Raw genomic sequence first — 14,403 nt, 5'->3', positions numbered from 1 at the left:
TCTGCTGATATTGGTATGTGATGCGGTATCGATATGTTTTATAGAGGGGCAAAGCGGGCTAAAGGGAGCTTTTTCAGCCACCTTCGCCTGAATGTCACACAGATGAGCCGGTCCCTCTGGAATATAAAGGTTGTATTTATATCCAGTTTAAGCTACTCTGTAATGGACGGCCCAGCGGGGCCAGATGAATGTCATCTTTTGATTTGAACGCGGCCTGGTTGCCGCAATACGTTTACGTTACTGGGGGAGTCCGAATTGTCCGGACTGAGACGGGATCGCATGAGATCCCGGACCCTTTGCACCTGATCTGGATCATACCAGCGTAGGGAAGTAATCGGCCATATGATCACATACACCATGGACGTTGTCTATGGACAAATGCTGCATTGCAGCGGTTTGTCCATGCTGCGTGCAGGGTGATGGACATAAGTCGGTTCCTTCGGAACCGGCTTTTTTATATACGGCGGCAAGCAGAGAGTCATTCGTTGTTGTGCTTTACCATCGCGGTACCTTTGGAGTTCTGGGGCAGCCGTTCAGGGCATGTTGATGATGGAAAATAACAACGGAACCATGAAATTACGCTGAACGGATCAGTATAGTAATCTCGGTTCTCGTGCTGCTGTACATAAAAATCTGTCTCTTGGATCTATCGGGCTGCTTGAGCAGGATCACTCCTGCTGTGCTTCTGTGCTTTGGATGTTTTCTGTCAGGTGTGGTCGTTGGAGCTGACGCATTAGTGAGAGAATGCACAAAAGAAGATCACAGAGGAGGAAACAGGAGACATGAGTACACATAACCAAACGGGCAAGCAGATTGGAATAGAGGAATTGGGGAACGATGGCCATCCGGTGGAAAAGAAAACCGGAGCGGCTGGCGGGGTTCAGCCCTTCCCGGGCAGCCGCAAAGTGTACATTCAGGGCTCACGACCGGACATAGCTGTACCGGAGCGTGAAATTGCCCTGCATGACACGAATACTCCCCAAGGGGTGGAGCATAATGAGCCGCTGCGTGTCTACGATACGAGCGGCCCGATGACCGATCCCGAATTCCAGATGGACATTCGGAAGGGACTGCCTGCGCTCCGAAATCACTGGATCATGGAGCGCGGTGATGTAGAAGCATACGAGGGCCGCGCCGTTAAACCGGAGGATAACGGATTGAAGCCTGGAGGACGGAGAGCTGGAGCGGAGGAATACCCAGGCTTTCGCGGACAGCCGCTGCGTGCTCTGGGTGGGCGCTGCGTTACACAGATGCACTATGCGCGGCAGGGTCTGATTACGCCAGAGATGGAATACGCAGCTATTCGTGAAGGGGTGGAGCCGGAATTTGTACGGCAGGAGCTGGCGAGCGGCCGGGCGATTCTGCCCTCCAACATCAATCACCCGGAGAGTGAGCCGATGCTGATTGGTCGTCATTTTCATGTCAAGATCAATGCCAATATCGGTAATTCTGCTGTATCTTCCTCGATCGAGGAGGAGGTGGAGAAGATGACCTGGGCTGTACGGTGGGGATCGGATACGGTGATGGATCTCTCCACTGGGAAAGACATTCATACCACCCGGGAATGGATCATTCGCAACTCTCCGGTGCCGATTGGTACGGTGCCGCTCTATCAGGCGCTGGAGAAGGTGAATGGCGAGGCGGAAGCCCTCACTTGGGAACTGTATCGGGATACGCTGATTGAACAGGCGGAGCAGGGTGTGGATTATTTTACGATTCATGCCGGCGTGCTGCTGCGTTATATTCCAATGACGGCGAAACGCATGACGGGTATTGTATCGCGTGGCGGGTCGATTATGGCGGCGTGGTGTCTGGCACATCATCAGGAGAATTTTTTGTACACTCATTTTGAAGAAATTTGCGAGATTATGAAAAGGTATGATGTGGCGTTCTCCCTCGGGGATGGACTGCGCCCAGGGAGCATCTACGATGCCAATGACGAGGCACAGATGGCGGAACTGGCAACGCTCGGGGAATTGACGCAGATCGCGTGGAAGCATGATGTTCAGGTCATGATCGAAGGGCCGGGCCATGTGCCGATGCACAAGATCAAGGAGAATGTAGATTTGCAGATGGAAATCTGCCAGGAAGCTCCTTTCTATACACTCGGGCCGCTGACTACTGACATTGCTCCGGGCTATGATCACATTACGTCTGCAATCGGGGCAGCGATGATTGGTTGGTTTGGTACGTCCATGCTCTGCTATGTTACGCCGAAGGAGCATCTCGGGCTCCCAAATAAGGATGACGTGCGCGAAGGGGTAATCGCTTATAAAATAGCTGCTCATGCCGCTGATTTGGCCAAAGGGCATCCACGTGCCCAGCGCCGGGATGATGCACTTTCGAAAGCACGTTTCGAATTCCGCTGGCGGGATCAGTTTAACCTGTCTCTGGACCCGGAACGGGCACTGTCCTACCATGACGAGACACTGCCTGCAGAAGGGGCCAAGGAGGCACATTTCTGCTCCATGTGTGGGCCGAAGTTCTGCAGCATGCGCATCACGCAGGATATCCGCGCTTTTGCCGCAGATCGCGGCTTGAAGGAAGAAGAGGCAGTCGCCGCTGGGATGCAGGCGAAGGCTGAGGAGTATCGGGCACGTTCATAGATTATGACTAATCTGCTGACGTAGACCGTGACTGTTAAGGTAGGTCGTAGATGGCCAGCTGAATAGAGCATAGAATGGTTCAAACTAATAAAAGTGACCCAACAGGCATGTCGAGCCTGAACTTGGGTCACTTTTTTATGTATCGGAGTATGAGAGCAGTGAGCAGTGATGCTGGATTGTTCACTTGAGGCAGTCAACTTCCAACATGACGTAACTAGTCATAATACCCTTTGGCATAGACAGCAGCCGTAGAGAAGCAGAGGTGTTTCATTTCGTCCTGCTGATTTTCGGGCGGCATCTCCAGAAACCACTTCTCCTGCATATCCTGCCGTGTCATCGGCACCGGACGCCACAGAATCAAGCCGATCTGATCGAACTGGAAGCTGCATCCGAGTTCAGGATCTTCCCGGTCATACGGCGATATTTCATCCAACTGCGGAATGAGAACGTCAGCTTCGGTGCCCAGAAGATCGAGTTTACCGAGCATACATTTGAATTCATCGCTCTCATAAAATTCAATAAATTGAGCTTTGCCCTGGGCATCATACTCAACTTTGGGATCAAGGCTGAACGCGTCTGTCTGCTCAACTTCGTTCTGTGTCATCCCCAGCCGGATATCACCGATGGATTGACCTGGTTCTACAGTGAGGTGCTTCATCATGTTCTCCTCTCCAAAATAGAAATGGTACATGCGTTTAGCAGTGGCCATCTAATCCCCTGCACTCAACTTCTTGGTGTAATGCCAATGTCGCGCTCCAGGCTTGCGCCTAAACCTGTAAGTGGTGTGTAGATGGTAATGCCTGAATCGATGGAGGCCTGCTCCGAGGCGGGAGCCATTGAAAGTTGAGCGGCAATAAGGCAGCTGTTCTTGCGTTCTACAGCAAGCTGGTGCAGTGCATCTTTTAAAGCTGCCAGGTAGCTTTCCTGTTCACCGCGCATAATCATGTCAAACAGCCCAGGGAGCAGCACGGATTCAAGCTCCGGCTTGTCCTCTCCTGCCAGATGCTGATCCAGATGTTCACGATACCGGGCCATGGTTGGTTCCACTGTAGCCGGGTTGGTGAACGCCAGCAAATATCGCTTCGGATGTGTGCGCATCATGGCGAGCAGTGAATCATCAATACCCGTTACCGGAATTGGTAACGGTTGCTTCTGCTGTTCCAGCACTGCTGTAAACAAGGTGCATGTCACAAGAATGGCATCAGCGTGACAGCGGCTCATCCACTGCAGTGTCTGATTTACTTTTTCCTGAACAAGAGTGCTGCTGAAATCCTCATCATGTTTGAGCCGGTCCAAGCCGGGGTCGACATAGTGGACCAATTCGATATTATAGGAAGCCAACGCTTGTTCAATCAATCTGATATTGGAGTGATGTGCATGAAAGCAGGCAGCAGTGTTCATAGGCAATCCCCTTTACCCCGTAGTATAGGGATCTGCCGTGAAGATGTAAAGACTTATCTCATGTTCATGGATACGTTCTTTTTCGCCATTTTTTGCTGCAGGATTTCATGGAAGGATAGGCCTTGAGTGTTCTCATTTTCCTTTTTCGGAGCAGCAGTCGCCGTGTTGCGCGGATATTGGTGGTGATACGGGATCATTTGCTGAATAGGCATGCGGATCATCTTGGTTCCTCCTTACATGCATGATAGACATGCATCGTTTGTGTAATGGGGTTCTTAATATCGTACATATAATATGTATTTCAACTTGGAGCTGTGTCGGCCAAAATTAAATGAGTCTCCAGTTCGCATATAGGTACATATGACTTGTTAGGTGAAAGAGCGAGGATTTCTCTGCAATTCCGACTCGGATGTAGTGATTTTACCCGGTATTCTGGAGATGTAAACGGTTTTAGGGAAATTCAGGAATAAAGAACCTGATTTCTTGCTGGGGAGATGGGAGCAGGGGATCGGTTGTTATGCGAATGGTCCTAATTTTAAGGAAGTCAATGGTACCTGTCTCTAAGGCATATGTCCAAGTGATTAGGTAGGGTTCCTGCTAACTAACTTGGTACTATGGTCGGGTATGCTGCTCGAAAAATGGAAAAAAAGCTGCCAAGATTGCTTGGCAGCCGCGGATTTCCTTATATCTTTCTTTCATTAAAGACTCCGTTTTTAAATATTCCTTGAAGTGAAACGTCACTTATGTTCTTTTACCGCAATATATACATCTACCTGCATCTGTTCCGGGTTCAGACTGCGTTCATCGTAATGTTCAAAATCACCCGTAAATGTCCGGTCACTCTGCTGGCCCCACGCCCATACGGTTTCCCACACTTCACTAACCACTTCAACCATCGGTCCGGTTCTCGAAGTAAACACGGCATAGGTGGCAGGAGGCAGCTGTACCTCATCGAATCCTTCGGGTAATACATCTGCTGCGCCGACTTCATGTCCGACCAGGATGGTATATTCTCCGGCAATGCCGTCCGTGTAGTCCGTATAACAGCCGTAACGCACAGCTTCGGAAGAGGGGAGGTGCTCTGAGGCAAAATAACGACCCCACAGCTCGCCGATGCTGCCTTGGCCGCTCATTTCGACTGCGTTGGTCGTACGTGATGCCAGCCCGGCAAGGCGTTTGCCAGGAAGGGTTACATAACGAACTGGCTCTCCGCAAGGCCCTGTGCCAGAAGCGCTCTGCGAATGACCTGCAGGCTGCCATCGTTTCAGATAAGGCAGTTGGTTGCGCAGCATGGAGCGGGCGGATTCCTCATCCATACCTTCCTTTTTGAGAATGGAAGTGCACATTTCAATCATATTTTCCAGCGACATACCCGGCTGCTCAAACCGGCCATCTTTGTAACAATAAATGCAGTACTCACGGGTTGTGCCGCCGTTCAACTCCGTGCCGAATTGATCTGTGCTGGTGAGCGGCATCCCGCAGCTTTGACATACAGTAACGTTCATCATTCATTCCTCCTAAGGTATATGTAGAACTTCAACCTGAACATATTTGAAGTATACGGGGAGGAACTGGACAGCTGTCTGTCAGGTTTACGATGAGGTTTTATAATTTTGAATGATTTGCTCGGCAATCTGACACACTTTATCCCGAATATGCAGCGGTTCCAGCACCTCCACATCTGCACCGAAGCCCAGAATGAAGCCGTACAGCCAGTTGTCTTCTGGAAAAGCGATCTGGCTGACATAGTATCCATTCCCATCAGGCAGTACATTTTCGATGCCAAACCACTCTTCTGCGAGGTGCCGGGCACGTTCATGGAATTTCAGGGTGATGCCAATCTGATTAACGGGACGGCTCCATTCCTGCTGCCACGGCCTGTCTCGGAGGTTAATAGACTTCCGTTCAAAGTGCTGGGCGGCAAGGGCAACCTCCTTCATACGGACCAGCTTGAACATGCGAAATTCTTTTCGTTCATGGCAAAAGGCATACAGATACCAGGCGTGTCTTTTCAGCACAAGGGTATGCGGATCAACCGTGCGGCAGGTCTGTGTACCCTCGGCACTGCAGTAAACAAAACAAATGCTCTGCAGCTCATCAATACCCTGATCAATTACTTTCAATTTGTTTTGCAGGGCTTCTGGGTGCGTCCATGTTGAATAATCAACGATGAAGCGATGGGTGCTGGCCTGAAAATCTTCATTTCTTGCTTCAGGGACGATACTGCTCAGCTTTTCCACCAGCAGATCACGGGCTGTATTATCATGGGAAGTCGAGATGCTGCGCAGTGCGGTGACGATGGAAGCGAGGTCTTTATCCGTTAACAGATTGCGATCCAGGCGATAGCCTTCCGCCAGCCCGATCCCGCCGCTTGCTCCCTGATATGTCACCACTGGAATTCCAGCTTGACCTAATGTGTCGATATCACGATAGATTGTGCGGATGGACACTTCGAACATGTCCGCGAGGTCTTTCGCCTGTAATCGCCGGCGGTTAATAAGCAGTACCACGATCGCTAACAAACGTTCCAGTTTCATAGTTTGGTTTCCTTTCATTTATGGGTCTTTATAGAATTGGACAGCATTTACACTGATCACTCCAATGACAGAATAACCTTCCAATCGCTGTTATCCCCAGATTTTTTGATTCCCTTTTTAAAAGGGGAAAATCCGGTGATAAGCGTAGGCTTCCGATGCAGCTTTCTTGCAGAAAGCTTTTAGGCGAACGCTTCGCTTTTTCAGGTTTTTTCTGTCCTCTCCGTTAAAGTGTAAAAGAAAAGTCAAACTTATATAACATTGCTTTCAATTGTTTATCTGGGAGTTATCTGTTAGATTCATAGGTGTTATACTGCCCAGCATCCCATATAGGAGTGAAATAAGCAATGAAGCAAATTACGATTCTGATTGCGGACGATGAAGTGGAGATCGCGGATCTGGTTGCCCTGCATTTACAAAAAGAGGGTTATCATACCGTCAAGGCATCTGACGGACAGTCGGCACTGCAGGCTGTTCAGACACAAGCCATTGATCTGGCTGTACTGGACATTATGATGCCGGGTATGGACGGGTATGAGGTGACCCGTAAAATCCGGGAGCAGCATCATTTTCCGATCATATTCCTGAGTGCGAAAACGTCAGATATGGATAAAATTACAGGGCTCGTGATGGGTGCCGATGATTATATGACCAAGCCATTCAATCCGATGGAGCTTGTGGCTCGCGTCAACTCTCAACTAAGGCGTGCTTTGCAGTTCAGTCAGTCCACAGCTGCGGCGCAGCGCTCGGTTTTGGAAAAAGGCGGACTTGTTATTGTCCCTGACCAGCACAGCGTAACACTTTACGGTAAACCGCTGGATTTAACACCGAAGGAATTTGACATTTTAGTGCTGCTTGCCAGTAACCCTAAACAGGTCTTCAGTGCAGAAAGCATTTTTGAAAAGGTATGGGGCGAGGCGTATTTTGAGAGCGGCAATACCGTCATGGTACATATTCGCACGCTGCGCAGGAAACTCGGAGAAGATGTGAACAAGAACAAGTTCATCAAAACCATCTGGGGGGTGGGGTACACGTTCAATGACTAAACGGAGAAGTTTTCGCACAACGATGATTATGATGCTTGGTCTGAGCATGCTGGCTTCCGGTGTCGTCACGTTTATCGTCTATAAGCTGCTTCAGATGTACTACGCAGGGGTGAGGCGGGAAGACCCGCTGGCGGAATATCGGAATATCATGAGAAGTATTGGCGATTTATATGTCTTTATGCTGCTCTTCATCCCGCTTGCGATTTTATTTTTCTACTTGTTTACCAGACGTTACGTTACGTATTTCAAAGAGATTTCCGCAGGCATTAATCACTTGGCTAACGGGGACTTTGATCATCAGGTGCAGATTGTGGCCAAAGACGAATTGGGTACGATTGCGGAAAGTGTTAATATGGCGAGCCAGAAGCTGCGGGAAGCGGTGAAACGGGGGGATTTTGCCGAAAACAGCAAAGACCAGCTCATCGTAAACCTTGCCCATGATCTGCGTACACCCCTGACCTCCGTACTGGGTTATCTGGATTTGCTGATGAAGGACGAGCAGTTAACCGAGGAGCAGGCCCGGCATTTCATCGCGATTGCATTTACCAAATCGCAGCGGCTGGAAAAACTGATTGATGATCTGTTCGAGATCACACGAATGAATTACGGTATGCTGCCTGTGCGCAGAACGCGGCTGGATCTGAGCGAGCTGTTGAAGCAGATGAACGAGGAGCTCTATCCTGTTTTTGAAAAAAATCATCTGGTCACCCGTTTAATCATCGCTGACGATCTGACCGTATCCGGGGATGGTGAGCTGCTTGCCCGTGTGTTCGAGAATTTGCTGATTAATGCCGCGCGGCATGGCAAAGACGGCATGTATGTAGACATTAACGGGTATCAGGATTCAGGTCAGATTGTCATTCAGATTACCAATTATGGCGGGTATATTCATCCGGACGATCTTCCGCGGATCTTTGACATGTATTACACGGGGGACCGTGCACGTTCTGCTCAAGAGGGAGGTACAGGTCTTGGTCTGTTTATCGCCCGCAACATTGTAGAGCAGCACGATGGCATAATATCGGCAGTAAGTGATGTGGTACGTACCATGTTTGAGGTTCGCCTGCCTGCTTTTCAACAGGTTGCTCCTGAAAATTAAGAAAAACTTTAGAATTGCCCTGCTTTTTCTTTAAATTGTTTCGTCTATCCTTGAATGAGAAGAGGAAGGAGGAGCAGTGATGAAAAAGTGGGGCTTTTTGATATGCATCATTGTGGTTGGGTATATCCTAACGCAATCGCCGGCAGCCTTGGGAGGAAATAAGGAGATGTCGATTATTGTTTTGGACGCAGACAAGAAATATGAAGGATACCGGACAGCTGCGAACATAGAGATGAAAAAGCACATACATAAAGGTAATCTCGTCTTGGTTAATTCAGAGCATCCGATTAAGCCGGAGGGTGTTCGTTCCGATATTGTATATGTGGCAAAGGAGCGGGACCTGCTCAGCGGGTACGGCGTGCTGGATACAAAAATAATGTTATCTCGTGAAGTGGCCGAGAGATTCCAGAAGATGGTTGAGGCGGCCGCCCAGGAGGAAGTGCGATATTTTCTGATGAGCAGCGGGTATAGAGATTTCGAGAAGCAGGACGAGCTGTATCGGCAAAAGGGTTCAGATTACGCACTGCCTGCGGGTTACAGTGAGCACAATCTGGGGTTATCCTTGGATATAGGTTCAAGTCTGGCCCCAATGAGTGAGGCTCCTGAGGGAGCGTGGCTGGAGAAAAACGCATGGAAATACGGTTTTATTTTGCGATATCCCAAAGATAAAGTGAACGTGACAGGCATCCAGTATGAACCCTGGCATTTTAGATATGTCGGCATGCCGCATAGTGCGATTATGTACGAGAATCAGATGGTTTTGGAAGAGTATCTGGAGATGTTAAAAGAAAAGAGAGACGTGACCGTTGATCTTGACGGCGAGACGTTCCGCATCCATTATTACCGGGTATCAGAGGATAACAAGGTATATGTGCCAGAGCATGAGTCTTATGATATATCCGGGGACAACATGGAGGGAGTCATTGTTACCGTTAAGGAACCATCTTGATCATGAGCGTTGAGCTGCAGCAGCAATGATCAGCGTAGGGGAGGGACAGCATGAGACAGAACAAGCCGCAATCGGATGGGAAACTTGATCATAAGTATAAGCATGAGAATAAATCAAATCCGCTCCGAATCATTGGGATTATTCTATGCCTGATATACCTCTACTTGCTGACCAAACTGATTTTATTCAAAGGAGGTCCGGTGGATACGGAGCTGATATGGGACAGACTGACTGCGCTCCTGCGCCAGCCGGACCTGATTCATACACGTACCGTTAATCTGACTCCGTTTCAGGAGATCAAACGTGACTGGCACAGTCTGTCGCTGCACCGCCCAGGAACGGCCATTCATCTGGCCGGTAATATTGCAGCGTTTGTGCCGCTCGGCATGTTTATAGCGGGTCTGACACGGCACTCCTTTTTCACCGGAATTCATGTACTTGTCTTGTCATTCCTGCTTAGTTTGGGTTATGAAGTTACACAGCTGCTGACGGGAATAGGTATCTTTGATGTAGATGATCTGATGCTGAACACGCTTGGCGGAATAATGGGGTATGTGGTGTACATGCTGATGCTCATCCTCAATCTGCTGTTTAAGGGAGGAAGGGCGCGACTGGCAGCGAATAACTAAGTAGTTGAACCGTTAGAGGAATAACAGAGCGAATCACTATGCTGAGAGTGTAGGAAACCCGTCTGAGAATTACTGTAGGAATGAGAGTAATCCGAATCTATTTTCTTTCCAAGGAGGAATGGCAATATGATTATTATGGCTGTGCTGTTTATCGGCACAGGGCTCATGTTTCTGGTATATCCTCAGAAGACAGCAGGTGATGCAGACAGGCAGGTCAGGAATCGTCGAGCTGCGGCAGGATGGATCGGGACGGCTTTAATTGTGATGTCATGTTTGTTTCTCGTGATGGGAACGATGCAGCTGTTTGATCAATCTTCACATCATATGGGACATTAGGGGAATCTCCTTTGAGCGCACAGCGGATAATGTATGCGTGATAGGGAGTTTTTTCATTTTCATGAGAGATCTTATCCAGCGAGTTTTCCCCATGTATAATGGGAATACAGCTGATGGAATCGAGTGAAGATGAGGACGTGTATTACCTGTATATTCTCTGTTCACCATACCTGAAGGAGGAGCTGAATTGTATCTATTAGCTAAACAACTTGCTGGAAGTATGAGAGCACTCGTAACTATAGAAAATGAGATCGTGGAGGCGAAGCGCAGGCCCGAAGCTGAACAGGATGTGCTGGCATTGGAAAAGGAAAGATCCACACTAATTCGCAGCTTCACGCGGAGCGAGCTGTTGGTTATCCAGACCGTTATGAATATTGGACAATCCGAACGAGGTTATCGCTTCTATGCTAATTCAGAACGTTCAGAGCATGGAGACCATTATGAGATCATTCATCTGCCAATTGAGTTGAACGAGCATGAACTGATGCAGAAGTATTCTTATTACCTGGTACATAAAACGGAACGCGAGCTTGCTGATGGGATTGAATACTATACGGCTGTTTCTGAACAGCTGAAGGAAGGCATGGCTATTCTGAAAATCTAGGAGGCAGATCGGTTGATTATGAAAATTTCGTATTATACGCCCGATGGCTTTTATTATTATGTGCCTGACCAGTATGTAGGGCAGGTCCAAGAGTGGAGAAATGAATTCTCTGATTTTCTGCAAAGCATTGAAGGTAAACATCCGTTCACTCAATATACGGAATACATTAATTTCGATGATGAATTGGAATATGGGATTTTTATCCGTAGTTACGGCGGGGACGACTTTATGGATTGGATCAACGTAGAAAAATTAAAATGCAGGGGTATCTATCGCATCCCTGCACCACCGGATGATTCAGAAGTGGGGATTAGGATCGATTTTTGAGTAGATAGGGGCCCCGACCCAACCCAACCCAACCCAACCTGAATTTACAACACAATAACCAAAAATCGAAAAAAAGCCCCGCTTCATCGTGCAGGCTGCACATGAAGCGGGGCTTCGTTATATCACTTTATCCCATGAAAGATCAAGCGTATTAAGCTTTTTTCATCATTTGACGCAGTACGGTTTGCAGGATACCGCCGTTGTGGTAGTAATCCACATCAACCATACTGTCCAGACGAGCGATGACAGGGAAGTCGAACTGCGTACCGTCTTCGCGAGTTACAGTTACTTTCAATTCTTGGCCTGGTTTCACATCATTGCTCAGACCTGTGATGTCAAATGTCTCGCGTCCGTTCAGACCAAGGCTGGACCAGCCATGACCTTCTTGGAATTGCAGCGGCATAACGCCCATGCCCACCAGGTTACTGCGGTGGATACGCTCGAAGCTTTCTGCGATAACGGCTTTGACACCGAGCAGGAATGTTCCTTTGGCTGCCCAGTCACGGGAGCTTCCTGTACCGTACTCTTTACCTGCGATAACGATCAGGTTCTGTCCTTCATCCTGATACTTCATGGAAGCATCGTAGATGGACATTTCTTCATCTGTAGGCAGGTATTTTGTAATACCGCCTTCAGTACCTGGAGCTACCTGGTTACGAATACGAATGTTGGCGAACGTACCGCGCATCATCACTTCATGGTTACCACGACGTGAACCGTAGGAGTTGAAGTCTTTGCGCTCTACGCCATGCTCTTTCAGGTACAGTCCTGCTGGACTGGACGGAGCAATGTTACCTGCTGGTGAGATGTGATCCGTTGTTACGGAATCACCCAGCAGCGCCATTACGCGTGCAGAGCGGATGTCAGCAATATCATTCAGTTTATCGCCAAGCTCCTGGAAGAACGGCGGGTTCTGGATGTATGTGGAGTTCGGGTCCCACTCATACAGTTCGCCTTCCGGTACAGCGATGTTGTTCCAGCGTTCATTGGCAGTAAATACATTCTCATATTTGTTGCGGAACATCTGAGCATTCAGGGAGCTGGCAATCGCATCCTTGATCTCTTCGGAGCTAGGCCAGATGTCTTTCAGGAATACAGGTTGATCATTCTGATCGTGACCGATAGGATCGGTTTCGAAGTCAATATCAACTGTACCTGCCAGTGCGTAAGCAACAACGAGTGGCGGAGAAGCCAAATAGTTGGCTTTCACTTGTGCGTGTACACGGCCTTCAAAGTTACGGTTACCGGACAATACAGCTGCTACAGTCATATCGTTCTCGGCAATCGCTTCGCTTACTTCATCCGGCAGTGGACCGGAGTTACCGATACATGTTGCACAGCCGTATCCAGCAACGTTGAATCCGAGCTGATCAAGATAAGGGATCAGACCTGCTTTTTCCAGATACTCTGTAACGACAAGAGAACCTGGAGTCAAGCTGCTTTTCACGTATCCTGGTTTGGTCAGACCGAGTTCAACTGCTTTTTTCGCGAGCAAACCTGCACCGACCATAACGCTAGGGTTGGATGTATTTGTGCAGCTTGTGATCGCCGCGATCACAACAGCGCCTGCTTTCAATTCACTTGTGGAACCGTCAGGGTGCTTCACTGGCACTTTTTGTTCAATCTTCTCATCGCTCAGTCCATAACCGCCTTTGTCGACAGGGGTACGGATGATGCTGTTGAAGCTTTCTTTCATTTGTGTCAGCTCGATACGGTCTTGTGGACGTTTAGGTCCTGCAAGGCTTGGTACAACGGAGCCGAGATCAAGTTCAATGACATCTGTGAATTCCGGATCAACCGTGTTCGCTGTGCGGAACATACCTTGAGCTTTGTAATACGCTTCAACCAGCTCTACTTGTTCATCGGAACGTCCAGTGCTGCGCAGGTAGTTCAGCGTCTCGCTGTCTACAGGGAAGAAACCGATGGTTGCGCCGTATTCCGGTGCCATGTTGGCAACTGTTGCACGGTCAGCAAGGCCAATGTTGGCAAGGCCCGGTCCGTAGAACTCAACGAATTTGCCGACAACGCCTTTTTTACGAAGCATTTGAGTAACTGTCAGGGCAAGGTCTGTTGCTGTTGCGCCTTCGCTCAGGCTGCCTGTCAGTTTGAAACCGATAACGTCTGGTGTTACAAAATAAAGCGGCTGACCCAGCATACCTGCTTCGGCCTCGATACCACCTACACCCCAGCCGACAACGCCGAGACCGTTGATCATTGTAGTATGAGAGTCCGTACCTACGAGTGAATCCGGGAATACAACCGTTTCGCCATCAACCGTTTTGGTAGCTGCCACGGAAGCGAGGTACTCCAGGTTAACCTGGTGAACAATCCCCGTGGATGGTGGAACAGCACGGAAGTTATTGAATGCTGTTTGTGCCCAGCGCAGGAAGCGGTAACGCTCTTCATTACGCTCGAACTCAACCTTGATGTTGTAATCCAGTGCATCACTGGTACCGAATGCATCGACCATAACGGAGTGGTCAATAACCAGATCAACGGGAACGAGCGGGTTGATCTGTTTTGGATCGCCGCCTGCCTTTTTCACCGTATCGCGCATTGCCGCGAGGTCAACAACAACCGGTACACCCGTGAAATCCTGCAATACGATCCGCGCAGGGATAAACGGAATTTCCTTATTATTATCACGGCCTTCTGCCCAGCCGGTCAGTTGTTTTACGTGATCTTCGGTAATAGCACGTCCGTCGAATTGACGAACCGCTGCTTCAAGCAGCACTTTAATTGAGAAGGGAAGTTTGGAAAGGTCGCCGTGGCCGCCTTCCTGAAGTGCCTCGAGACTGTAGTAGCGGTAAGATTTGCCTCCAACCTCAAGCGTACGAGCGGCGGAGAAATGGTTCTTTGCTGACATACATGT

The 14,403-nt window shown here is 49.0% G+C and carries 14 protein-coding genes and 1 riboswitch; of the genes, 8 read left to right on the top strand and 6 right to left on the bottom strand.

Translation table 11 applies throughout. The features are described 5' to 3' along the window. Positions 1-232: 232 nt before the first annotated feature. A riboswitch (TPP riboswitch) is annotated at positions 233-346 on the top strand. Positions 347-782: 436 nt separating this feature from the next. Next, positions 783-2,606, top strand: a complete 1,824-nt coding sequence (gene thiC / locus ABXS70_RS22815) for a phosphomethylpyrimidine synthase ThiC (protein ID WP_366291069.1) — start codon at positions 783-785, stop codon at positions 2,604-2,606. A 214-nt stretch (positions 2,607-2,820) separates the two neighbouring features. On the opposite strand, the gene ABXS70_RS22810 is transcribed toward thiC, so the two are convergent. The 5 genes from ABXS70_RS22810 to ABXS70_RS22790 form a co-directional block, all read right to left on the bottom strand. Continuing rightward, positions 2,821-3,315, bottom strand: coding sequence for a hypothetical protein (locus tag ABXS70_RS22810; RefSeq protein ID WP_366291066.1), 495 nt, complete (start codon positions 3,313-3,315; stop codon positions 2,821-2,823). 14 nt (positions 3,316-3,329) lie between these two features. Then, the gene (locus ABXS70_RS22805) at positions 3,330-4,007 is read right to left on the bottom strand and encodes an aspartate/glutamate racemase family protein (RefSeq protein ID WP_366291063.1); all 678 of its coding nucleotides are present in this window, start codon (positions 4,005-4,007) and stop codon (positions 3,330-3,332) included. Positions 4,008-4,060: 53 nt separating this feature from the next. After that, positions 4,061-4,228, bottom strand: a complete 168-nt coding sequence (locus ABXS70_RS22800; RefSeq protein WP_161557043.1) for a hypothetical protein — start codon at positions 4,226-4,228, stop codon at positions 4,061-4,063. A gap of 516 nt (positions 4,229-4,744) precedes the next feature. Beyond that, complete coding sequence (locus ABXS70_RS22795; RefSeq protein WP_366291059.1) at positions 4,745-5,515, bottom strand: zinc ribbon domain-containing protein; 771 nt, start codon at positions 5,513-5,515, stop codon at positions 4,745-4,747. Positions 5,516-5,599: 84 nt separating this feature from the next. Next, positions 5,600-6,544: a YafY family protein gene (locus ABXS70_RS22790; RefSeq protein WP_366291056.1), complete on the bottom strand. Its 945-nt coding sequence runs from the start codon at positions 6,542-6,544 to the stop codon at positions 5,600-5,602. A 344-nt stretch (positions 6,545-6,888) separates the two neighbouring features. Between ABXS70_RS22790 and ABXS70_RS22785 the strand changes: the two genes are divergently transcribed. The 7 genes from ABXS70_RS22785 to ABXS70_RS22755 all read left to right on the top strand — a co-directional run bounded on the left by ABXS70_RS22785 (position 6,889) and on the right by ABXS70_RS22755 (position 11,531). Next, the gene (locus ABXS70_RS22785; RefSeq protein ID WP_366291053.1) at positions 6,889-7,587 is read left to right on the top strand and encodes a response regulator transcription factor; all 699 of its coding nucleotides are present in this window, start codon (positions 6,889-6,891) and stop codon (positions 7,585-7,587) included. Next, a complete protein-coding gene (locus ABXS70_RS22780; RefSeq protein ID WP_342554118.1) occupies positions 7,580-8,686 on the top strand; it encodes a HAMP domain-containing sensor histidine kinase in 1,107 nt (368 codons plus the stop codon). The genes ABXS70_RS22785 and ABXS70_RS22780 overlap by 8 nt, the downstream gene beginning before the upstream one ends. Before the next feature lie 79 nt (positions 8,687-8,765). Then, complete coding sequence (locus ABXS70_RS22775; RefSeq protein ID WP_366291050.1) at positions 8,766-9,635, top strand: M15 family metallopeptidase; 870 nt, start codon at positions 8,766-8,768, stop codon at positions 9,633-9,635. A gap of 50 nt (positions 9,636-9,685) precedes the next feature. Continuing rightward, on the top strand, positions 9,686-10,264 hold the full coding sequence (locus ABXS70_RS22770; RefSeq protein ID WP_366291047.1) for a VanZ family protein: 579 nt from the start codon (positions 9,686-9,688) through the stop codon (positions 10,262-10,264). A 126-nt stretch (positions 10,265-10,390) separates the two neighbouring features. After that, on the top strand, positions 10,391-10,600 hold the full coding sequence (locus ABXS70_RS22765) for a hypothetical protein (RefSeq protein ID WP_366291044.1): 210 nt from the start codon (positions 10,391-10,393) through the stop codon (positions 10,598-10,600). Between the two features lie 187 nt (positions 10,601-10,787). Then, positions 10,788-11,204 (top strand): hypothetical protein, encoded by a 417-nt coding sequence (locus ABXS70_RS22760; RefSeq protein WP_366291041.1) that lies wholly within the window; start codon positions 10,788-10,790, stop codon positions 11,202-11,204. Between the two features lie 12 nt (positions 11,205-11,216). After that, on the top strand, positions 11,217-11,531 hold the full coding sequence (locus ABXS70_RS22755; protein ID WP_366291038.1) for a hypothetical protein: 315 nt from the start codon (positions 11,217-11,219) through the stop codon (positions 11,529-11,531). Between the two features lie 151 nt (positions 11,532-11,682). Here ABXS70_RS22755 and acnA read toward each other — a convergent pair whose 3' ends face one another. After that, complete coding sequence (acnA, locus tag ABXS70_RS22750; protein WP_342554124.1) at positions 11,683-14,397, bottom strand: aconitate hydratase AcnA; 2,715 nt, start codon at positions 14,395-14,397, stop codon at positions 11,683-11,685. Between the last annotated feature and the right edge of the window lie 6 nt (positions 14,398-14,403).

The organism is Paenibacillus sp. AN1007, from assembly GCF_040702995.1.
GTDB lineage: Bacteria > Bacillota > Bacilli > Paenibacillales > Paenibacillaceae > Paenibacillus.
Note: the sequence above shows the minus strand (reverse complement) of the source record. Positions and strands in the feature narration are given on the sequence as shown.

What these genes read in the sequence shown, in the direction of transcription:
- thiC (WP_366291069.1), top strand. Translation starts at nt 783, where the DNA reads ATGAGTACACATAACCAAACGGGCAAGCAGATTGGAATAGAGGAATTG.
- ABXS70_RS22810 (WP_366291066.1), bottom strand. Translation starts at nt 3,315, where the DNA reads ATGGCCACTGCTAAACGCATGTACCATTTCTATTTTGGAGAGGAGAAC.
- ABXS70_RS22805 (WP_366291063.1), bottom strand. Translation starts at nt 4,007, where the DNA reads ATGAACACTGCTGCCTGCTTTCATGCACATCACTCCAATATCAGATTG.
- ABXS70_RS22800 (WP_161557043.1), bottom strand. Translation starts at nt 4,228, where the DNA reads ATGATCCGCATGCCTATTCAGCAAATGATCCCGTATCACCACCAATAT.
- ABXS70_RS22795 (WP_366291059.1), bottom strand. Translation starts at nt 5,515, where the DNA reads ATGATGAACGTTACTGTATGTCAAAGCTGCGGGATGCCGCTCACCAGC.
- ABXS70_RS22790 (WP_366291056.1), bottom strand. Translation starts at nt 6,544, where the DNA reads ATGAAACTGGAACGTTTGTTAGCGATCGTGGTACTGCTTATTAACCGC.
- ABXS70_RS22785 (WP_366291053.1), top strand. Translation starts at nt 6,889, where the DNA reads ATGAAGCAAATTACGATTCTGATTGCGGACGATGAAGTGGAGATCGCG.
- ABXS70_RS22780 (WP_342554118.1), top strand. Translation starts at nt 7,580, where the DNA reads ATGACTAAACGGAGAAGTTTTCGCACAACGATGATTATGATGCTTGGT.
- ABXS70_RS22775 (WP_366291050.1), top strand. Translation starts at nt 8,766, where the DNA reads ATGAAAAAGTGGGGCTTTTTGATATGCATCATTGTGGTTGGGTATATC.
- ABXS70_RS22770 (WP_366291047.1), top strand. Translation starts at nt 9,686, where the DNA reads ATGAGACAGAACAAGCCGCAATCGGATGGGAAACTTGATCATAAGTAT.
- ABXS70_RS22765 (WP_366291044.1), top strand. Translation starts at nt 10,391, where the DNA reads ATGATTATTATGGCTGTGCTGTTTATCGGCACAGGGCTCATGTTTCTG.
- acnA (WP_342554124.1), bottom strand. Translation starts at nt 14,397, where the DNA reads ATGTCAGCAAAGAACCATTTCTCCGCCGCTCGTACGCTTGAGGTTGGA.